Origin of the sequence: Streptosporangium nondiastaticum, from assembly GCF_003011965.1 — a bacterium.
Taxonomy (GTDB): domain Bacteria; phylum Actinomycetota; class Actinomycetes; order Streptomycetales; family Streptomycetaceae; genus Streptomyces; species Streptomyces nondiastaticus.
Genome location: NZ_PXWG01000018.1, coordinates 48617 through 68216 on the forward strand (window position 1 = coordinate 48617; position 19600 = coordinate 68216).

19 protein-coding genes are annotated in these 19600 nt (G+C 70.3%); 15 read left to right on the forward strand and 4 right to left on the reverse strand.

Translation table 11 applies throughout. From position 1 onward, the window contains the following. Positions 1-41: 41 nt before the first annotated feature. Entirely contained in the window at positions 42-638 is a 597-nt protein-coding gene (locus B7P34_RS39340) for a TetR/AcrR family transcriptional regulator (RefSeq protein ID WP_106675617.1), read from the reverse strand. Between the two features lie 451 nt (positions 639-1089). On the opposite strand from B7P34_RS39340, the gene B7P34_RS10730 reads away from it, so the two are divergent. The 3 genes from B7P34_RS10730 (at position 1090) to B7P34_RS10740 (ending at position 3180) form a co-directional block, all read left to right on the forward strand. After that, the gene (locus B7P34_RS10730; protein ID WP_106675618.1) at positions 1090-1743 is read left to right on the forward strand and encodes a DsbA family oxidoreductase; all 654 of its coding nucleotides are present in this window, start codon (positions 1090-1092) and stop codon (positions 1741-1743) included. Between the two features lie 247 nt (positions 1744-1990). After that, positions 1991-2443 carry a rodlin gene (locus B7P34_RS10735; protein WP_223267719.1) on the forward strand — a complete coding sequence of 151 codons (453 nt, stop codon included), beginning with the start codon at positions 1991-1993 and terminating at the stop codon, positions 2441-2443. Positions 2444-2646: 203 nt separating this feature from the next. Next, entirely contained in the window at positions 2647-3180 is a 534-nt protein-coding gene (locus tag B7P34_RS10740; protein ID WP_223267720.1) for a rodlin, read from the forward strand. Positions 3181-3273: 93 nt separating this feature from the next. On the opposite strand, the gene B7P34_RS10745 is transcribed toward B7P34_RS10740, so the two are convergent. Together B7P34_RS10745 and B7P34_RS10750 are read right to left on the reverse strand one after the other, a co-directional pair. Further along, the gene (locus tag B7P34_RS10745; protein ID WP_106675619.1) at positions 3274-4473 is read right to left on the reverse strand and encodes a 3-hydroxybenzoate 6-monooxygenase; all 1200 of its coding nucleotides are present in this window, start codon (positions 4471-4473) and stop codon (positions 3274-3276) included. Positions 4474-4572: 99 nt separating this feature from the next. After that, complete coding sequence (locus B7P34_RS10750; RefSeq protein WP_106675620.1) at positions 4573-5277, reverse strand: SDR family NAD(P)-dependent oxidoreductase; 705 nt, start codon at positions 5275-5277, stop codon at positions 4573-4575. 259 nt (positions 5278-5536) lie between these two features. On the opposite strand from B7P34_RS10750, the gene B7P34_RS10755 reads away from it, so the two are divergent. From B7P34_RS10755 to B7P34_RS10765, 3 genes are read left to right on the forward strand one after another with little or no spacing between them, the layout of a single operon-like run. Beyond that, complete coding sequence (locus B7P34_RS10755; RefSeq protein WP_189382668.1) at positions 5537-6025, forward strand: AtaL-like protein; 489 nt, start codon at positions 5537-5539, stop codon at positions 6023-6025. Then, a complete protein-coding gene (locus B7P34_RS10760; protein ID WP_106675643.1) occupies positions 6009-7694 on the forward strand; it encodes an FAD-binding oxidoreductase in 1686 nt (561 codons plus the stop codon). The genes B7P34_RS10755 and B7P34_RS10760 overlap by 17 nt, the downstream gene beginning before the upstream one ends. A 54-nt stretch (positions 7695-7748) precedes the next feature. Next, entirely contained in the window at positions 7749-9245 is a 1497-nt protein-coding gene (locus tag B7P34_RS10765; RefSeq protein ID WP_223267721.1) for an MFS transporter, read from the forward strand. 578 nt (positions 9246-9823) lie between these two features. Here B7P34_RS10765 and B7P34_RS10770 read toward each other — a convergent pair. Then, on the reverse strand, positions 9824-10597 hold the full coding sequence (locus B7P34_RS10770; RefSeq protein ID WP_106675622.1) for a 2,3-dihydro-2,3-dihydroxybenzoate dehydrogenase: 774 nt from the start codon (positions 10595-10597) through the stop codon (positions 9824-9826). A 299-nt stretch (positions 10598-10896) separates the two neighbouring features. Here B7P34_RS10770 and B7P34_RS10775 point away from each other — a divergent pair, with 299 nt between their 5' ends. The 9 genes from B7P34_RS10775 (at position 10897) to B7P34_RS10810 (ending at position 19518) form a co-directional block, all read left to right on the forward strand. Further along, a complete protein-coding gene (locus tag B7P34_RS10775) occupies positions 10897-11409 on the forward strand; it encodes a cupin domain-containing protein (protein ID WP_106675644.1) in 513 nt (170 codons plus the stop codon). A gap of 135 nt (positions 11410-11544) precedes the next feature. Then, on the forward strand, positions 11545-13359 hold the full coding sequence (locus tag B7P34_RS10780) for a type IV secretory system conjugative DNA transfer family protein (RefSeq protein ID WP_106675623.1): 1815 nt from the start codon (positions 11545-11547) through the stop codon (positions 13357-13359). A 14-nt stretch (positions 13360-13373) separates the two neighbouring features. Continuing rightward, complete coding sequence (locus B7P34_RS38435) at positions 13374-14498, forward strand: hypothetical protein (RefSeq protein WP_223267722.1); 1125 nt, start codon at positions 13374-13376, stop codon at positions 14496-14498. After that, complete coding sequence (locus tag B7P34_RS10790; RefSeq protein WP_106675624.1) at positions 14495-15169, forward strand: hypothetical protein; 675 nt, start codon at positions 14495-14497, stop codon at positions 15167-15169. The genes B7P34_RS38435 and B7P34_RS10790 overlap by 4 nt, the downstream gene beginning before the upstream one ends. After that, the gene (locus B7P34_RS10795; RefSeq protein ID WP_106675625.1) at positions 15169-15663 is read left to right on the forward strand and encodes a hypothetical protein; all 495 of its coding nucleotides are present in this window, start codon (positions 15169-15171) and stop codon (positions 15661-15663) included. Before B7P34_RS10790 ends, B7P34_RS10795 begins: the two co-directional genes overlap by 1 nt. Continuing rightward, positions 15660-16616 (forward strand): hypothetical protein, encoded by a 957-nt coding sequence (locus tag B7P34_RS10800; RefSeq protein WP_106675626.1) that lies wholly within the window; start codon positions 15660-15662, stop codon positions 16614-16616. Before B7P34_RS10795 ends, B7P34_RS10800 begins: the two co-directional genes overlap by 4 nt. A 31-nt stretch (positions 16617-16647) precedes the next feature. Then, positions 16648-17142: a hypothetical protein gene (locus B7P34_RS10805; RefSeq protein ID WP_146166790.1), complete on the forward strand. Its 495-nt coding sequence runs from the start codon at positions 16648-16650 to the stop codon at positions 17140-17142. Continuing rightward, the gene (locus B7P34_RS37430; RefSeq protein ID WP_189382669.1) at positions 17139-18116 is read left to right on the forward strand and encodes a hypothetical protein; all 978 of its coding nucleotides are present in this window, start codon (positions 17139-17141) and stop codon (positions 18114-18116) included. Before B7P34_RS10805 ends, B7P34_RS37430 begins: the two co-directional genes overlap by 4 nt. A 187-nt stretch (positions 18117-18303) precedes the next feature. Next, positions 18304-19518: a conjugal transfer protein gene (locus B7P34_RS10810; protein WP_189382671.1), complete on the forward strand. Its 1215-nt coding sequence runs from the start codon at positions 18304-18306 to the stop codon at positions 19516-19518. The last annotated feature ends 82 nt before the right edge of the window (positions 19519-19600 follow it).

Consider the following 19600-nt stretch of genomic DNA (forward strand, 5'->3'; position numbering starts at 1 on the left):
AAGCCATGCCCGGCAAGGGCCCGGCACCGCCGGAGTGAGTCTCAGGCGGGGTCCGGGGACATCGTCGGGGCCGGGGCGCCGGAGAGCGTGGCCAGGGCCACGTCCAGGAGGGCCGCGCGCCGCTGCTCCACCGTGCCGACCGCCGCCCCGCACGGCGCGAACGCCCCGAAGTGCACGGTGAGCACCGCGCTGGCGACCCGCATGCGACAGTCGAACTCCAGGTCACCCGCGTGCATGAGCCGCGAGATCGCGGTCACCCGGTCGCTGAGTTCCCGGCCGACGGCCAGGTCCCGCAGGGTCGCCTGGTTCTCCTGCAGGATGTGGTAGATCGGCATGGCCGAGGCGAGCGCGGCGCTGTACCGCCGCAGCAGTTCCCGCTTCGTCTCCATCGTGGGCGGTTGTTCCTCCGCCCAGGCGATGAGTTCGTCGACCGGCCTCCCCAGGTCCCTGGAGATCGCGCTGAGGATGTCCTCCTTCGTCTTGAAGTGGTAGTACAGCGCCGCCTTCGTGACGCCGAGCTCCTCGGCGATCTCCCGTAGCGACGTCTTCTCGTAACCACGTGAGACGAAGAGGTCCAGGGCCGTTTTCTGGATGCGCTCCCGCGTGTCGCTCCTGCGCGCCTGAGGGGTGCTGCCCATGGGTCTCTCCTGCCGTTGTCGTGAACCTGTTGCCCCCCGGGCAACCTGCCTGACGCCCGGTCAGCTGGCAGTCCGCCTTCCCGTCTGTCCCAACTGGCCGTGCCTGCAAGCAAGTGGACGTGCCGGGCCGCCGCCGCACATGCCAGGGAGAGTGGAGATCATGCCGCAGAAAGGGCCTCCGGCGGGCTCACAGCGGCCGACCGCGACATCACCGACACGCAATACATACATTGTCGTGGTCAGAATGGTCGCGTGGTGGCCAAGTGGCCATAGTGGCAGCCGACATGGGGCGCGGAACGGCCGTAAACCCGTCACCTCACGAGGCGTGCATCGCCACTCATTCCTTGACATACCTCCTTGACGCCCCCCAAGCCATGTCCTACCTTCCGTCCTGGCCGACCAGCCGACCGGCAAGTATGTCGGTGGCCGGCGCTACGGAGGGGGGATCCGGATGGTCAGGGCGGACATGGTGCTGGACGTCATCTGCGTCCACTCCTACATCGGGTACACCCGCCTCGTCCGCGCCGCGAACCGCCTCCGCGCCCGCGGCACCGCGGTCACGATCACCTTCCGCCCGTACGAGATCGCCCCCGCCGCCTCCGACAGCCCCCAGCTCCTGATGCCCGTCCTGGAACGGGCGCTCGGCCCGTACGCCGCGACGCAGACCGAGCTGTTCACCTGGCAGGCCGCTCGCGACGGACTCGAACTCCGCTACGACCTGGCCGTCGCCACCGGCACCTTCCGCCCCCACCTGCTCGTCGCCCTCGCCGCCGGACAGGGCCGCGCCGAGGCCGTCGTCGAGCGGCTGTTCCGGGCGCACTTCACCGAGGGCGAGCACATCGCCGCCGAGGACGTGCTGCGGGACGTGGCGGAGGAGTGCGGGGTGGACCTCACGCCGTACGGACCGGGCGTGCTGGCGCGTACATCACCCGAAGCGGAGGAGCTCCGCGGCGAGTTGCACCGGCTGCGGCACCACGGCGTCACGGGCGCCCCCGTCTTCCGGATCGCCGACGGCCCCGTCCTGCTGGGGGTGCAGGCCGAGGGCGTCCTGTACGAGGCGATGGCGCAGGCGGCCGCCCGGTCCGCCGGCGCGACGACGCCCTGATGTCTTGACGCCCTGACGCCCTGACGCCCTGACGGACGCGCCCCGCGGAAACCTCTTTAACTTCTTTAACCTCTTCCGGTCGCTGATATTCATATCGCCGCCCCTCCCCATTTATGTTTGTCGGCCTGTCCTACGTGCTGCCGCTCCACTGGCTCGAATGAGTGAAAGCCCGGAACCTCCGAATAGGGGCGGAGTTATTCAGAACGCTTTCCCAGTGGGGGCGCCACACGATCGAAAGGCTTAGGACGTGCTCAACAAGGTAATTGCCACTACCGCCCTCGCGGCGTCTGCGGTCGGCACCATGGCCGGCCCGGCGATGGCCATCGGAAACGATCAGGACGTCGCGAACGGCAACGCCGCGCACACCGGTTACGGCAACACGCACACCGGCGGCAAGGAAAGCCCGCAGATGAGCCTGATCCAGGGCACGCTGAACAAGCCGTGTCTGGGCATCGGCAAGCTCGGCCTGCAGTCCGTGCTGGCGCTCCTCATCAACATCGGCATCCAGGACGTGCCGATCCTCACGTCCCAGCAGCAGCAGCAGTGCACCGACAACTCCACGATCAGCGACGGGGACGACCCGCTGTCGCACATCCTCTCGGAGATCCCGATCATCTCGGGCAACGGGTCCGGCAACAAGACCGAGGGCGGCCACGGCCACCACGGCTTCGGCGGCCACCCGGGCTTCGGCGGGCACTGAGTCTCGCGGTAGTCGGACGGAATTCCCCCTGCGGCGGGTGTGCGGGCCCCGCGGCAGGGGGTTTTCCCATTCTTCCGGGCGTCTTCCGGCGCCTGGGCCGAATGAGTGAAGGGCCGTAGCCGGTAATAACCTCCGGCAAATTCCCGAGTTAGGCAGTGAGCTCAGAGATCCCGTAATCGTCGAGCCAGAACGAGGAACCAAGCGTGATCAAGAAAGTAGTGGCCACGACCGCACTCGTGGCTTCCGCGGCCGGCGTGTCGGCGACCCCCGCGATGGCCGTGGGGGACGGCCAGGACGTTGCGAACGCCAACGGTGCGGGCCAGATGTACGGAAACACCTGGACGGGCGGCTACATGAGCCCGCAGATGGGTCTGATCAACGGCTCGCTGAACAAGCCGTGCATCGGCATCGGAAAGCTCGGCGCCCAGTCCCTGATCAGCGCGCTCAACGTGGGCCTCCAGGACATCCCGATCCTCTCCTCGCAGCAGCAGCAGTCCTGCACGGAGAACTCCACGATCAGCGACGGCGACGACCCGCTGTCGCACATCCTGGACGAGATCCCGATCATCTCGGGCAACGGGTCCTGGAACGACCGCGACGAGCACCACGGCCACCACCATCACCACCACGGCGGCTTCGGTCACCACGACCGTGACCACGATCGTGATGACGACCACCGCGGCGGCCACGGCGACCACGACGACCACGACGACTGGCACCACGGGCACGGCCACTGACGGCGGTTCCCCGCGGATCCCACGCACGGACGCCCCCGGTTTCCCCCGGGGGCGTCCGTGCGGGTGCCGGCGGTGCCGTGCAGGTGCCGGCGGTCAGCTCGCCCCCGCGTGGAGCCACGCCACCTTGTCGTACAGCTCGTCCGCCGTCAGGGAACACAGCATCCGGTTGCGGGCCCGGGCCGCCTCCCCCACCGGGTGGTACAGCTGCCTGCCCATCTCCCGCGCCACCAGCTGCGTCCGCGCCGTGCGCTCGCCGCGCGCCGCGTTGTACTTCTCCAGCCGCCGCTCCAGGGCCGGCTCGCCCGGCTCCGCGCCCCGCAGCAGCTCGCCCAGCAGCACCGCGTCCTCCAGCGCCATGCAGGCGCCCTGCGCCGCGTACTGCAGCATCGGGTGCGCGGCGTCGCCCAGGAGCGTCACCCGGCCGTCCGTCCAGCCCGCCACCGGGTCGCGGTCGCACAGCACCCACGCCCGCCAGCCCTTGCCGAGCTCCAGCAGCCGCCGCGCGGCGTGCCCCAGCTCCGGGAACTCGGCGACGACCGCCTCGGCGGGCACCGGCAGCCCCGCCACCGCCTCGGCGGCCGCGTCGTCGCGGGTCGCCGCCAGGTTCAGGCACTTGCCGCCCGCTATGGGGTAGTGCACGAAGTGCCATTTGGGGCCCGCCCACAGCGTCACGCTGTTCCAGCGCAGCTCCTCCGGCACCTGGTCCATGGGGATCACCGAGCGGTAGATGGTGTGCCCGGACACGCGCGGGTCGCCGTCGCCGACGAGCTGGCGGCGCACGGCCGAGCGGATGCCGTCCGCGCCGACCAGGACGTCGCCGCGGAAGGCGCGGCCGGTGCACGTGACGGCGGTGACCCCGCCGGGGCCGCCGTCCGCACGCGCGGCCTGCTGCTCGTAGCGCACCACGTAGTGACCGCCGAGGAGGGTGACGGCGGGGTGGTCGCGGCAGGCGTCGAGCAGCGACTGGTAGAGGTCACCGCGGTGCACGACGGCGTACGGATTGCCGAAGCGCTCCCGGTAGGCGCCGGTCAGCGGCATGCGGGCGATCCGCTCGCCCGTCGTGCCGTCCATGAACTGCAGTTCGTCGATCAGCACGGCCCGCGCGCGGACCGCGGCACCCACGCCGAGGCTGTCGAGGGCATGGAAGGCGTTCGGACCGAGCTGGATGCCGGCCCCGACCTCGCCGAAGACGTCGCTGCGCTCCAGCACGGTCGCCCGGTGACCCTGCCGGGCGACGGACAGGGCGGCCGCGAGGCCGCCGATCCCGCCGCCGGCAATAAGGATGTTGGCCATGTCGTCTCTCGCAGTCCTCTCGGTGACGCGGGGGCTTCGTGACGCAGGGGGCTTTCGGAGGGGGGGTGGAGGGGGCCTTCGGAGGGGCTTTCGGCGGGGTCAGACCGCGGTCTTGCGGTCCAGGACAAGGTCGTGGCCGACGACGTAGGACGCCTCGTCGGAGGCCAGCCACAGCACGGTGTCGGCGATCTCCTCGACCTTCGCGCCGCGGCCCAGCGGGCACGGGCTGATGGCGTTGATGCGGATGCCCTTGCCGATGTACTCGCGCGCGGCGGTCTGGGTGAGCGTGCTCACCGCCGCCTTCGACGCGGCGTACGCACCGAGCCCCGGCAGCATGCCCTGGCTGCCGATGTTGCTGGCGGTGTTCACGATCACGCCGCCGCCATTGCGTTCCATGTGGGCGATCTCGTGCTTCATGGACAGCCAGACCCCGGTCAGGTTCGCGGCCAGGGTCTCGCCCCACACGCTTTCGCAGATCTCCGCCACGGGCTGGTTGGGGCCGAGTTCGGTGACATTGTTGAAAGCGACGTCGATGCGGCCGTGCCGCTCGACGACGGCGGCCACGATGGCCTCGGCGTCGGACGCCCCGCCGTCCTCGCCGTGCCGGGTCACGTCGGCAATTCCGCAACTGGCGTTGCCGCCCAGCGCCTTGATCTCCTCAACGGTGTCGTGCAGCATTTCCGGGTGCCGGCCGGCGACCACGACCTCGGCCCCCTCGCGTGCGAAGGCGAAGGCGGCGGCGCGGCCGATCCCTTCTCCGCCCCCGGTGACCAGGACAACCTTGCCTGCGAATCGCTTGGACATCGCGTCTCCCCTGTTTCCGTCGCGGCACCGCGGCCGAGTCAACTTCCCTCAGCATCAGGGGAATCGGGGCGGGGTGGGCGCATATGCCTTTGACTTCGTCAGGTGCCTCCATAGGCGCTGCCATCTGACGAAGTAGCGGGAAGAGCTTCGACCGGGGCGGGAAATGCGGCGAAGACTTCGACTGCAAGTGCATGTGCAAGTGCTGACCGGTTTCCGGCTCCCGGTTCCTGCCATTCCGCCGCTGCCCGCAGGAGAACGCATGATCACGCTTTCGTGGACCCGTAAGGTCGATGACGCCGCCGACGCGCCGTGCACGACGCGCGAACGGCTGTGGCGCGTCCTGCTGCACAAGGCGGAGAATCCCGTCGGATACGTGCCGGCGATCACCGAGTGCCGGATCCTGGAGCGCTACGAGGACGGGTTCCTGCGCGAGGCCCGGCGCGGTTCGCTGCTGCTCGTCCAGCGCGTCACGCCGGACGAGGCGGCCGGGCGCATCACCTTCCGGCACGCGGACTCCTCCGACATCGCCGTGATCACCAACCAGATGGGCGAGGACGAACAGGGCAACCTCACGCTCACCCTCAGCATCAGCCTCACCGAGGCGCCCTCGTCGGCCGTGCTCCGCGAGAACGCGTACCTCCACGAGCTGGACGCCGACTTCGCCGCGACCCTCGACGCCATGACGACGGTGCTGCGGCAGCACGCGCTGCAGGGGCTCGGAGATGCCGGAGATGCCGGAGATGAGTGACGGCGGGGCGCGGCGGCGGTACTCGCGGCGGCAGGTCGTCGCGGGGGCGGCGGCCGTGGGCGCGGGGACGGCGCTGGCGGGCCCGGTGGGGCGCGCGGCCGCCGACGGGGGCACGGGTACGGGTACAGGTACGGGTACTGGTGCGGGCGAGGGTGCACCGGGCGCCTTCGGGCCGCTCACCGTCCGCCCCTCCGACCGGCGCTACGCCGACCTCTCCCGGGGCGCCAACCGCCGCTGGACCGGCACGCCCGACGCCGTACGCCTGGTGGGTTCGGCCGACCAGGTCGTCGCGGCCGTCCAGGAGGCGGTCGACACCGGCCGCAAGCCGGCCGTGCGCAGCGGAGGCCACTGCTACGAGGACTTCGTGACCTCGGACGACGTACGCCTCGTCATCGACACCAGCTTCTTGGACAGGGTCGGCTACGACCCCGCCCGGCGCGCCTTCTTCATCGAGCCCGGCGCCCGGCTGGGGGACGCCTACCGCGCCCTGTACAAGGGCTGGGGCGTCACCGTGCCCGGCGGCACGTGCCCCACGGTGGGCGCAGGCGGGCACATCGTGGGCGGCGGCTACGGCGCGCTGTCACGGCTGCACGGGCTCGTCGTGGACCACCTGTACGGGGTCGAGGCCGTCGTCGTCGACGCGAACGGCACCGCGAGGAAGGTGGTCGCCACGCGGGAGGAGAACGACCCGCTGCGCGAGCTGCTGTGGGCGCACACGGGCGCGGGCGGCGGATCGCTCGGGGTCGTGACGCGGTACTGGATGCGCGCGCCGGGCGCGGGCGGGACCGATCCGGCGGGGCTGCTGCCGCAGCCGCCCTCCGAACTGCTGGTCTCCACGGTCTCGTGGCCGTGGGAGGGCATGACCGAGGCGGCGTTCTGCACGATCCTGCGGAACTACGGGCGGTGGTGCGAGCGCAACAGCGCGCCCGGATCCCCGTACGCGAGCCTGTTCAGCCAGCTGAAGCCGGCGCACCGGTCGGCCGGGTCGTTCTCCATGACGACGCAGATCGACGCGTCGGTGCCGGACGCGGCCGGGCTGATGGACGCCTTCCTGGCCGAGGTCGGCCGGGGCGCGGGGATCGCCCACCGCGTGGACGACCGGCGCACCATCCCCTGGCTGCACGCGACCACGTCCTGGCCGGGCTTCACCGCGCCCGACACCACGATGCGGTTCAAGGCCAAGTCCGCGTACATGCGGAAGGGCTTTCCGGAGGACCAGCTCAAGGCCTTCCACCGGCACCTGACCCGGGACGACTTCGCCGGGCCGATGTCGCTGGTGATGATCAGCGCGTACGGGGGGCGGATCAACGCGGTGTCCGCGGGGGACACCGCCGTGCCGCAGCGGGACTCCGTGATGAAGCTGCACTACGTGACCTTCTGGCAGGACGCGGCCGACGACGCGCGCCACCTCTCCTGGATCCGCGAGTTCTACCAGGACGTCTACGCGGCGTCCGGGGGCGTGCCGAGGCCGGGGGACGTGACGGACGGGTGCTTCGTCAACTACGCGGACGCGGACCTGAACGAGGCGCGCTGGAACGGGTCCGGGGTGCCGTGGCACGAGCTGTATTTCAAGGGGAACTACCGCAGGCTGCAGGCGGCGAAGGCGCGGTGGGACCCGAGGGACGTGTTCCGGCACGGGCAGTCGGTACGGCTTCCGGGCCGGACCTGAGGAGAGTAGGCATAGATGTCATCCGGTTTCGCACCGGCTCCGGGGGACGCGGCCGTGACCGCGGTCGCACGCACCGGACGCGGTTTCGCCCTGCTGGGCGCCGTGCAGGTCGTCCTGATCCTGGCCATCACGATGCTGTCGCCGGCGCTGCCGGCGATCCAGAGCGACCTCGGGCTGTCCGGGGCGCAGCTGACGCTGGTCAGCGCGGCGTACGGGCTGTCGTTCAGCGGCCTGCTGATGCTCGGCGGGCGGCTCGCGGACCTGCTCGGGCGGCGCCGGGCGCTGGTGGCCGGGGCCGCGGTCTTCGGCCTCGCGTCGGCCGCGGCGGGGCTCGGGCCCGGCTTCGCGTTCCTGCTCGGGGGCCGCTTCGTGCAGGGCGTCGGGGCGGCGCTCGCGGCGCCCGCGGCGATGTCCCTCGTCCGCTCCCTCTACCCCGACGACGCACGGCACGCGCGGGCGCTCGCGGTCTGGGGCGGGCTGGCCGGGTTCGGGGCGACGGCGGGGATGCTGCTCTCCGGCACGGTCTCGACGTGGGTGTCGTGGCGATGGGCGTTCGTGGTGCCGGTGGTGGTGTCGCTGGCCGCGGTGGTCGCCGCGCGGCGGCTGCTGCCGGCGGGGCCCGCACCGGTGCGGGTGAAGCTCGACGTGCCCGGCGCGGTGCTGGTCACCGCCGGGCTGACCGTCATGAGTTACGGGCTCGTGCAGGCGGGCGAGCGGCCCTGGGGCGCGGGCGTCGTGTGGGGGCCGGTCGTGGCGGGCGTGCTGCTGCTGGCCGCGTTCGCGGTGGTCGAGCTGAAGGTGGCCGACCCGCTGGTGCCGCTCGGGTTCCTGGTGCGTCGGCACCGGGCTACGGCGCTGTGGGCCGTCTTCATCGGCTCCGCCGGAATGTCCACGATCTTCTTCCTGCTGTCCCTGTACTTCCAGGAGGTGCGGGACGCGTCCCCGCTGCTCACGTCGGCGGCGTTCCTGCCGTTCAGCGCGGCCCAGGTCGTCACGGGCATGCTGGCCGGGCGGCTGATCGGGCGGTTCGGCGGGCGGGCGGTCATGGTGGGCGGGCTGGTGGTCGCGGCCGGCGGGCTCGTCCTGATCGGGCAGCTGGGTGCTGCCAGCCCGTACGCGGGAGCCATGCTCGCCGGCCTGATCGTCTTCCCCGTCGGGATCGCGTGCGTGTTCTCCGGGTCGACGGTCGTCGCCCTGGAGGACGTCGAGGACTCACGGGCCGGGCTCGCCGGTGGCGTCGTCAACACGGCGATGGAGGTCGGCCCGACGGTCGGCCTGGCCATCCTCGTCTCCCTCGCTACGGCCCATGCGAGCGGTTTGCGGGACGGCGGAGAGGGGGTCGCCTCCGCGACGTCCGGCGGCTACGCCTTCGCTCTGCTGCTCGCGGCAGCGGCCTTCGCGGCGAGCGCGGTGGGCTCGGCGGTGGCCCTGCGGGGGCGGCGGCACGGGGCGCGGACTCCCGTGCCGGGTGCCTCGGAGGCTCGTCCGCCGGTCACGGTGGCGGTGGCGAACGGGGAGCGCGCGCCCCTCTCTCCGCCGCGACGGCGATGAGCCACGGCGGTGGCGTCCGGCGGTGCCGAACGGGCTTCGGCTCGTGGGGCACCGCCGGTCTTCGCCGTAGGGGTGGCGCGCCGTTGCGGCGGACCAGGGACGAAGGGGGCACGCCCCCTTCTTTCCGCCGCGGCGGCGATCAGCCACCGCGGCGGCATTCGGCGGTGCCGAACCGGCCTGGGCGGCGTACGGCACTGCCGGTCTCCTGCGTCGTGGTGGCGCGCCGTTGCGGCGGGTGCTTGTTGCGCGGCAACGGTCCGGCGGACGAGGGCTGAAGGGGGCGTGCCCCCTTCTTTCCGCCGCGGCGGTGATCAGCCACCGCGGCGGGGTCCGGCGGTGCCGAACCGGCCTGGGCGGCGTACGGCACCGCCGGTCTTCGCCGTCGTGGTGGCGCGCCGCCGCGGCGGGGGTTTGTTGCGCGGCAACGGCAATGCCGAGCGGACGGCTCACGGGCTGACCGTTGAAGGAGGCTTGCCCCGCACCGAACCGTTGCCGCCACGGCGCAGCCGCCCGCGCGGCAACGAGCGCCGTCGCGGCAGGAACTGCCCCGCAACGGCGCTCGAAGCGCAGACGTGCTGTCAGACACCCAGCGCCGCACCCCCGTCCACCGTCAGGTCATGCATCGTGATGTGGGACGCCGCGTCCGAGAGGAGGAACACCACCGCCTGGGCGACATTCTCCGGACGGGCCAGTTTCCGTAGCGGAATGCCGACGCGGAACGAACTCGCAACCCCTTCGATCGACGCCTTCCGCGCCGCGGCCTCGTCCTTCCACATATCGCTGAGCATCGGCGTCTCCGTGGACCCCGGCGCCACCAGATTGCACCGGATCCCGTATTTGGCGACCTCCAGCCCCAGGCACTTGGTGAACATCGTGGCGGCCGCCTTCGACGCCGAATAGGCCGCCATCTCCACGCGCGCCGTGCCGGCGGCGTTGGAGGCGACCGTCACCACGGCTCCACTGCCCCGCGGCACCATGCGGTTGACGACCGCGCGGGAGACGAAGAAGACCCCGCTGGTGTTGACGGCGAAGGTGAACTTCCAGTCCTCGTCCGTCAGCCGGCGCGCTTCGGAGAGCCGTAGCACGCCGGCCGCGTTGACCAGGTAGTCCAGCGGCCCGAGCGCCCGCTCGACCGCGTCGACGAAGGACTCCACCTCCGGGCTGGAGGTGACGTCCCCGGGGAACGCCGCCACGGGCAGCCCGTCCGCGGTGAATTTCTCGACGGAGGCCCGCAGCCGGGTCTCGTCCTTGTCGACCGCTGCGACGGTGACACCCCTTTCGGCGAGCGTCCGGACGACCGATTCCCCTATTCCGCCTGCCGCCCCGGTGACGAGAGCGACTTTTCCTTCCATCTGTAAACCTCCATACGCGGGAGTTCATGGCACGTCCGTGAACAATTTTCAGCAAAACCGGATGGCAGGTGAAGCGGGGTTTTCTCAATCCGTCAGGTGAGCGAATAGGAAACGAAGAAGACCCCGTGCGCCGAACCCGGCCGGACGGCCACCGCGCAGCCCTTGAGTGGCTCACGAACGGCCCACGAACGGCCCACGTACGGCTCCCGAGTGGCCCACGAGCGGCTTCCGAGTGGCCCATGATCCCGGCCGGAAAATGGACCATGGGACCGGACACTGAACGCACTAGGTTGATCGGCATGAACAGCACGCAGCCGCCCGCCGCCCCCGCCGCGCCCCTCCTCGTCCGCTCCGCCGAGGCCACCGTCCTCAGCGACGCCCCCGGCTCCCTGATCACCCTGCTCGCGGATTCGGACGCCACCGGCGGCGCGTTCACGACCAACCGCGCCACGCTCGCCGAGGGCACGGCAGGTGCCCCGGCCCACTTCCACACCCGTGCCACGGAGTTCTTCCTGGTCCTCGACGGCGCGCTGGAGGTGCTGGTCGGGGAGGACGTCCTCACCCTGCACAAGAACGACTTCCTCGCCGTACCGCCGGGCACGCCGCACGCGTTCGCCCCCGCGGCCGGTCACTCGGCCGACGCCCTGGTCGTCTTCACGCCGGGCATGGCCCGCTTCGACTACTACCGCCTGCTGGACCGTGTGGCGCGGGGCGAGGCGAGCGTCGAGGAGATCAAGGAGTCGTCGGAGCGGTTCGACAACCACTACGTGGACAGCCCGGCCTGGCGCGCGGCCCGCGCGGCCGCCGCGTAACACCTTTGCTGCACCCGTCCCCACCCCCCGCCTCGAACGCCCGGCCTGTCGCACAGAGGTGTTACCGTCGCAGCGATCTGAAGAGATCACATCAAGCAAGGGACGGGGGTCCACGGCGTGGCAGGCGCGCGCGAAGTGGGACGCAAGCACGAGAGCGGCGGACCCAAGGGCGAGGTCGCCCTGGCCAAGGGCGCAGGCGTACTCATCGCCGTCGTCGTCAGCTGGCACCTGGCGGTGTGGGCCACGGCCGACCACATGGCCCTCGGCAACGTCCTGGCCACGGTCGGCGCCCTCGTGAAGCACAAGCCCCTCGCCGGCCTCGGCGACGGCATCGAGCCGGCGTCCGCCCCCGTCACCGTGGCCGTCTGGCTGGGCATCCTGCTCGGCCCGATCGTGCTGGTCGTGCTGGCCGTACGCGCCCGGCACCGCCGTACGCGCGGCGCGGGCGGCGAGGGCCTCGCCTCCGCGACCGAAGCCCGCGACATGCTCGGCGAGAAGCGCGCCCGCGCCGCCGCCAAGATGACGCGCGCGACGTCGTTCACCGACAAGGACGGCCACTACGACGCCAAGGCCGCCGCGCGCGCGGAGCTCCGCGAGGTCGGCTGGATGCTCGGCACACAGGTCGGCAGCGGACAGCCGCTGGTGGCCACGCCGGAGGACTCGGTCGCGGTCATCGCCCCGTCCGGCGGCGGCAAGTCCCGCAACGTCGTCATCCCCGCCTGCCTCGACGCGCCCGGGCCGCTCGTCGTCACCTCCACCCGCGCCGACGTCCTCGACGTCATCGCCGAACCGCGCTCGCGCCTCGGCCGGGTGTGGGTCTTCGACCCGCTCGACACGGTCGGCTGGCCGCACAAGATGGTGTGGGACCCGGTGGCCGGCTGCCAGGAGGGCGAGACCGCGACGTCGCGCGCCCTGTCGTTCTCCGTCGGCATGGGCGCGGACGACAGCTCCTCCAGCAACGGCAGCTTCTTCCAGCAGACGGCGTCGTCCGCACTGACCCGGCTCCTCCACGCCGCCGCGCTCGAAGGCAAGACCATCGAGCACGTCATGCGCTGGGCCACCAACCTGGAGAAGGCCAGCGAACCGCGGGCCATCCTCACCGACCACCCCAACGCCGAGCCCGGCTGGGACGTCCTGCTGCGGTCCGTGTCGACCGGCGCCGACGAGACCGTCGCCTCGACCCGGCAGACCCTCGCCGCCCAGATCGAGCCCCTCGCGCTGCGCAAGGTGCTGCGCTGCGTCACCCCGCAGGAGGGCGTGCCCACCTTCAGCCCGGACGCGTTCGTCGCCTCCCGCGACACCCTCGTCCTCATCAGTGACTCCAACGCGTCGACGAACGTCTCGCCGCTGACGACGATGCTGCTCGGCGAGGTCGTCGACGCGGCGAAGCGGCGCGCCCCGCGCCTGCCGTCCGGCCGGTTGGACCCGTTCCTGCGCCTCGTCCTCGACGAGGTCGCGAACGTCGCCCCGCTGCCGAAGCTGCCGTCGCTGGCCTCCGACGCGCGCGGCTACGGCATCCACATCGTCTACGCGCTGCAGTCCCTCGCCCAGGCCGTGCTCCGGTGGGGCCAGCACGAGGCCGACACGCTGCTCGACAACGCGGCCGCGACGCTCGTCATGGGCGGCCTGAAGGACGTCGAGGCGCTGCGCCGCTTCTCCGAACTCGTCGGCGAGGCCGAGCTCGTGGAGATCTCGACGTCCCGCGACAGCCAGCGCCTCTTCGGCTACGGCACCAACGAGGTCCAGCGCGAACGCCGCATCCTCCGCCCCGAGGAGATCCGCCAGCTGCCGCACGGCCGGGCGCTCCTGCTGTTCCGCGGCGCGCCCGGCGTCATCGCCGACCTGCTGCCGTGGGACCAGCGGCGGGACGGGGCCGCGCTGAAGGCGGCCGAGAACGCGACGCGGGCGTCGCGCATAGGCCCGCCGCCGGTGGAGATCCCGGGCGCGTAGGGGGAGGGAAAGCCGTGGAAGAACAGCTGCAGGAAGTACAGCTTCAGGAAGAACTGAAGTCTCTCCGGGAGGAACTGGAAGCCCTACGGGAGTGGCGCACCCAGTTCGAGACGGCGGTCAAGAACTTCGCGTCGGGGACGAAGGCGAACCAGGCCGAGGTCACGGAGGTCGTGGCAGAGGTCATCGACCGGCTGCACGCGGTGGAGGCGGCGACCGCGGCGCCCGCCGGCACTGGCGCGGCCGACGCCCACCAGCCGTGGTCGCTCCGCGCCACGGAGGAGGAGTGGCGCAAGCTCGCGGACTGGCTGGACTGGCTGGGCAAGCACTACGCGCCGCAGCTCCACCTGCGCATCTGGCCGTGCTGGCCCCTGCACGGCGGCGTCACCGAGGAACTGGCCGCCCTGCACGCGTCCTGGCGCGCGGCCACGGAGGCCGACGCCGACCCGTCGCGCGAGGGCAGCGACCTCGCGTACTGGCACCAGATGTGGCTGTGGCCGACGATCGAGCGCATCCGTCAGCACTACATGTTCAGCGAGTGCGAGGACGACCACTCGCCCGACCGCCCGGGCCGCCCGACGGACACGGCGGCGCTCCAGCAGCGCATGGCCGAGGCGGAGGCCGAGCGGCGCCGCCTGGAACACGCCAAGTACGACTACTTCGTGAAGACGTCCCCGGACGGCTACCCGGCGGACCGGCCGTCGAGCCTGTGGCGCTGCGCGGCCGGGCGGGACGAGGACTGGGAGTTCCTGTCGCTCCTGGACTGGCAGTGGCACCGGGCGGACGACACGGACGTCCGGACGCCGCCCCCGCGCACGGCCTTGCACGAGGTGACGGCCGACCGGGCCGAGGAACTGCAGGCGGACCGGCAGGGCTGGGTCCGCTACTGGGCCCGGTACGTGGACGAGCAGGAATGGCGCGCGGGCGAACAGCCGGTGTCGGTCGTCCGCCGGCGCCGCAGCCCCGAGCGCATCTACGACGAGGCGTTCAAGACCTGGCACGAGTGGGGCCCGACCCAGGCCGTCTACGACTTCTTCGACGCCCGCCCGTCGAACCCGCCGCACCTGGTGGAGATCGACGCGGCGGAAGCGGAACGACTGCTCGGCGAACTCCACGGCGCGAAGGGGGCGACGGAACTGTGACGGCGAAGAAGCCCGTAGCGGCCTGGAAGGACGACTCGACGGCCCCCGGCCGCCGCGCAGAACTGACCGCGGACCAGAACCAGGCGGTCACGGACCGCTGGGAGGCGGCCCGGGCGGCCCACAAGGATCTGGACGCGGCTGTGGAGGCCGTCGAGGAGGCGCTGCGCGACACCCACGGCGCGAAGCTGGAAGGCAAACAGCACCGCCTGATGGGCCTCAAGGCCTTCCGCCGCAAGGTCGCCTTGCAGGCGGAGGAGCACGTCCCGCTGGAGGCGATCCTCCGCACGGTCCGCGACCTGAACCGCTACACCCTGACCTTCGCCCCGAACACCTACACCGAAGGCGTCCGCCACACGTACGCCCTCCTCCACGAACGCGGCTACGCCATCGTCCCCGGCTCGGAACAGAACACCTGGGAGGACCCGGTGTACAAGGGCTTCCGCGCGGTGTGGCAGCACCCGGACGGCACGGCGCGATTCGAAATCGCGTTTCACACGCCCGACAGTTATCGGGTGAAGGCGGAGAATCACCTTCTCTACGATCTGTACCGCGGAAACCACCTCCTCCCGCTGGGTGCGGAGACGGATCCGATGGCCGAGAGCCACGAGGACGCCGCGAAAATCATCCAGCATCAGCGGTACGGCGAGATTCCTGCGAAGGGAAGCAATTGATGAGTGAGCAGTACGAATACTTCGTGAAGGCGGCCCCGCCCTACACGGAGGACCGTCCGTCCAGCCTCTGGCGGCGAGTGGGAGATGATTGGGAATACCTTTCGCTGTTCGACTGGACGTGGCACAGCGTCCAGGAAACAGTGAGCAAGCGTGTGCCTCAGGCTCAGGTCCTTTTCCCGGTCACGGTGGAACGTGCGGCGCAGCTTGAGTCCGACCGGCAGGTTTTGGTGCGTTACTGGGCGCTGTATGTGGATGAACAGGACTTCAGGGAGGGTGAGTCTCCCACGACGGTTGTCCGGCGTCGCCGCAGCCCGGAGCGGGGACTGGACGAGTCGTACCGGGGGTCTAAGGGCTTTTGGGGGCCCACGCAGGCGATTGAGGAATCCCGTGACCTCCGGACGTCCAACCCGCCTTATCTGGTCGAGCTGACCGCGGATGACGCAGAGGCCCTGCTGCAGGAGCTGTTCGGAGTCACGGGGGTCACGGAGCTGTGAGCGAGACCACGGGGGCGTGGGAGGGCGAGGATTACAGTCTCACCCCTGAGCAGAACCGTGTTATCACCGAGCGGTGGAAGCGTGCCGAAGCGGCGCGTGAAGGCATGGACGCCATGATGAAGGGCATCCAGCAGGAGACGGCCCAGTCGCACGGCAGCAAGCTCGAGGGTCTGGAGTACTCGCTCAAGGACGTGGACTCGTTCCGCCGGAAGGCCGCCTCAGCGGCGGAGGATAAAGGGTTTCCGGTCGAGAAGACCGCGCAGTCCATCCACGACCTGAATCGCTACACGCTGACGTTCGAGCCCGGTGCGTACACGGAAGGCGTGGATCGCACTTATGAGCGACTCCGTGAGGCGGGTTACGAGCCGATATCGGAGAAGAACACCTGGGAAGACCCGGTTTACAAGGGGGTCAATACCTCCTGGCAGCACACGCAGTCCGAGGAGAAGTTCGAGCTCCAGTTCCACACTCCGGACAGCTTCAAAGCCAAGATGGAGAACCATGAGTTGTATGAATTGTCCCGAGGTAAGGAGCTGGAGAATCTTAGTCAGGGCGACGACGACCTCAAGGAGTCCTATAGGAACGCTGCGAACCTGTTGCAGAACGAGCGGTACAAGAATGTCGAGATTCCTCCGGGTCAGGAGAGGATCGGAGAGCGCCTGATCCGGGACACCCTCGACCCCGACGTGCCCTCGGAAGACGTGGAGCTGATCCGCCGAAAGGAAGCGGAGAAGCGTGCCGAGAACCTCGCGAAGGCCCAGGCCAAGGCCGAAGCCAAGAAGCAGGCCGAGCAGGCATCCCTCGGGCTCGACGGACCCGCCCAGTCCACCTCCCAAGGCCTACGCAATCACTTGGCCGCGCCCGCCGCGCAAGCCCCCCGGATGAGGCCCGACGTGCCCAGCATCGACCCCGTTCCGCGGCAGTCCCGCAGCCGGGGTCCGTCGCTGACGTAGCGGACCTCTCCTGAAGCAAGGAAAGCAAATGATGAGTGAGCAGCAGTACGCATACTTCGCCGAGGTGCCGCAGGGCTACACGGTGGACCGGCCCGACGGTCTGTGGCGGCGTGCCGGTGACACGTGGGAGTACCTGTCCCTCCTTGACTGGCAGTGGCACGATGTCAAGGCGACGAACGTGCAGACTCCGCCCGCCCCCGAGGTGCTGCATGCCGTCTCCGAGGAGCACGCGGCCGCGCTGGCAGCCGACCGGCAGGGCTGGGTTCAGTACTGGGCCCACTATTCGAGCCGTCGTGCCTGGGACGACGGGCGTGCGCCGACCACCGTGGTCAGGCGTCGCCGCAGTCCGGAGAACATCCGTGACGAGTCGTTCAACAGCGAGTCCCAATGGGGCCCGACCATGGCCGCCTTCTACGCGTTCGACGGCCGGTCGTCCACGTCGCCGCACCTGGTCGAGCTCACGGCCGGCGAAGCCGAGCAGCTTCTGCAGGAGATCTTCGGTGTCACGGGAGCCACGGAACTGTGAGCAGTGAAGTGGGGGCCTGGCAGGGGAGCAAGGAAGCGGAGGAAGACCATCTGACGCTGACCGAGGACGAGAACCGGATCATCACGAACCGGTGGGAGCAGGCCAAGGCGGCGCGGGAGCACCTCGACGGCGTCGTGAAGGGGATCCAGCAGAAGACCGCCGAGAGCCACGGCAGTCAGGTGGTCGGGCTCGAGTACTCCCTGAAGGGGCTCGACTCCTTCCGCCGCAAGGCCGCTGTGGCACGCAAGGCCGACAACGTGAGTGCCGAGGAAACGGCTGAATACGTCGACGACCTGAATCGCTACACGCTGACCTTCGAGACGGATAAATACGCCGAAGGCGTGAAGGAGTCGTACGCCGAACTGCGCGAGCAGGGGTACGAGCCGGTCTACGAGACGAACACCTGGGACGACCCGGTCTACAAGGGGCTGAACACTTCCTGGCGGCACTCGGAGACGAAGGAACACTTCGAGCTGCAGTTTCACACTCCGGAGAGCTTTCAGGCGAAGTCGGAGAACCATGAGCTGTACGAGCTGACGCGTTCGGGGAAGTTCAAGGAGCTCGCCGGGAAGGACGAGGGCCTGGCGAAGCAGTACAAGCAGGCCGCGGATCTGCTCCAGAGCGAGCGCAACAAAATCATCCGCATCCCGCCCGGTCAGGAGCAGTTCGGCGAGCGGGTTATCCGGGCCGAGCTCAATCCGGGCGTCAGCAGGGAAGCCGTCGAGGTCGTCCAGGGGAAGGAAGCCGGGCTCAAAGCGAAGCATGCGGCTGAAGCCGCGGCGCGGGCGCAATCGCAGGCGCAAGAGGCTCGATCCGTCCTCGACATGGACGGCCCGGCACGGGACGAACCCCGGGAGCTCCGCAACAAGTTGGCTACAAAAACGGTTCTGCGGCAGGGCCGGCAGGAGCCCGCGGCGGTGCCTGCCGAGCCGCTGCAGGCGCAATCCCGCGGCCGCGGTCCGTCGCTGGCGTGAGCCAAGCCACGCGGCCGCTGAGGCGTCGCGCGGAAGCGCCCGCCTTGTCGGGAAATTAAGGACGCTACGTCGATCAAGATCGTTCATATCCGAACGGAAACTGTTCGTCCGAAGTAATTTGACGATCAGTAATGGCCGACGTACTGTCCTGCCACTCAGGCCTAGCACGGGGGAAGGGTCACCAGGGTTGAGCACGTTCAAGACGGTCATGCGGCGGATTCTGAATCTGCCGGAGCCGAAGAGCGACAAGAACGCGGCCCCGGCTCAGCAACAGCCTGCTGCACCGGCACCGGCACCCGTCCAGACACCCCCGGCGCCCGCCGGGCTCCAGCAGTGGGCGGACGCAGCGGCGCGGCTGCAGGCCCAGGACGGAGGCCCCGTGCGGGCCACCGACGCTTCCGCAGGTCAGCAGCCCTTGCCCGGATCACCGGGCAAGCCGTCGGCTGGTCAGCTTCCCTGGCAGATCGAGGATGAGAACAGCGGCACGAAGTTCGCGGTCAAGGTAGGCCGCGGTGTGTTGTGGGGTGTCGTGGCGCTCGCCGCGATCACCGGGATCCGTTCGTGGATCTGGACGCCCGAGCCGCCCAAGCCTGTCCCCACCAAGGTCGACAGCGGGCCCAACTACCCGATCCAGGAAGCGCAGGCGGTCGCCGCCCGGTTCGCCCGCGCGTACCTCACCTGGGACGATGCCGACCCGCAGGCGCGTGCCGACGCCCTGTCCCGGGACATGCCCAAGGGAACCGACACCACCACGGGCTGGAACTCCAAGGGTCGCCAGGAAGTCGTCGTTGCACAGCCCGGATCGGTCTCCGTGCTCGCCGACAAGCGCGCCCGCGTCCGGGTGGACGTCCTCGTCAAGGGCCCCGCTTCCGCGGCACAGCCGAAGCAGGACGACAAGCAGGACGACAAGAAGACCGACGACAAGAAGAAGGACGACAAGCCCAAGCCGTCCACCACCAAGTGGATGGGGCTGGAAGTCCCCGTCGTCCAAGCGTCCGGACGCATCGTCGTCACCGGTCAGCCGGGCATTGTCGGCGTTCCCGCGAGCGGGCCTTCCGTGGCGGACCCGGAGACGAAGCCCGCCGACATGGCATTCAGCCAGCGGACCCGCGACGTGATCGAGGAATTCTTTAAAAAGTACGCCACGGGCGAGCCGGACGCGGTGGCTGCCCCGGGCGCGTACATCCCTGCTCTCCCGGCCGGCATGACCCCGGGCGGCGTCAGGAACTGGTCCGTGGACGAGGGCAGCGGCACCGAGCGCGTCGGCACGGCAGTGATCAACTGGCAGTTGGGCGATGCCGAGCTGGAGCAGACCTACCGCGTCAAGGTGGCGCGGGTGACGTCGGCCCAGGGCGCCGAGCGCTGGCAGGTCTCCGAGGTCCACGGCGGACTCACTCCGTAGCGCGCGTCGGCCTGCCGGGCCGCATCATGACCCGGGTCCGGGACACCGGCCCTCTTCCCTTCCGCAGCAGCACGTATCTCAC

Excerpts from the sequence above, each read along its gene's own strand:
- B7P34_RS10795 (WP_106675625.1), top strand. The coding sequence starts at position 15,169 with ATGAGTGAGCAGTACGAATACTTCGTGAAGGCGGCCCCGCCCTACACG.
- B7P34_RS10775 (WP_106675644.1), top strand. The coding sequence starts at position 10,897 with ATGAACAGCACGCAGCCGCCCGCCGCCCCCGCCGCGCCCCTCCTCGTC.
- B7P34_RS10745 (WP_106675619.1), bottom strand. The coding sequence starts at position 4,473 with ATGGCCAACATCCTTATTGCCGGCGGCGGGATCGGCGGCCTCGCGGCC.
- B7P34_RS10755 (WP_189382668.1), top strand. The coding sequence starts at position 5,537 with ATGATCACGCTTTCGTGGACCCGTAAGGTCGATGACGCCGCCGACGCG.
- B7P34_RS10750 (WP_106675620.1), bottom strand. The coding sequence starts at position 5,277 with ATGTCCAAGCGATTCGCAGGCAAGGTTGTCCTGGTCACCGGGGGCGGA.
- B7P34_RS10805 (WP_146166790.1), top strand. The coding sequence starts at position 16,648 with ATGAGTGAGCAGCAGTACGCATACTTCGCCGAGGTGCCGCAGGGCTAC.
- B7P34_RS10770 (WP_106675622.1), bottom strand. The coding sequence starts at position 10,597 with ATGGAAGGAAAAGTCGCTCTCGTCACCGGGGCGGCAGGCGGAATAGGG.
- B7P34_RS10730 (WP_106675618.1), top strand. The coding sequence starts at position 1,090 with ATGGTCAGGGCGGACATGGTGCTGGACGTCATCTGCGTCCACTCCTAC.
- B7P34_RS10760 (WP_106675643.1), top strand. The coding sequence starts at position 6,009 with ATGCCGGAGATGAGTGACGGCGGGGCGCGGCGGCGGTACTCGCGGCGG.
- B7P34_RS39340 (WP_106675617.1), bottom strand. The coding sequence starts at position 638 with ATGGGCAGCACCCCTCAGGCGCGCAGGAGCGACACGCGGGAGCGCATC.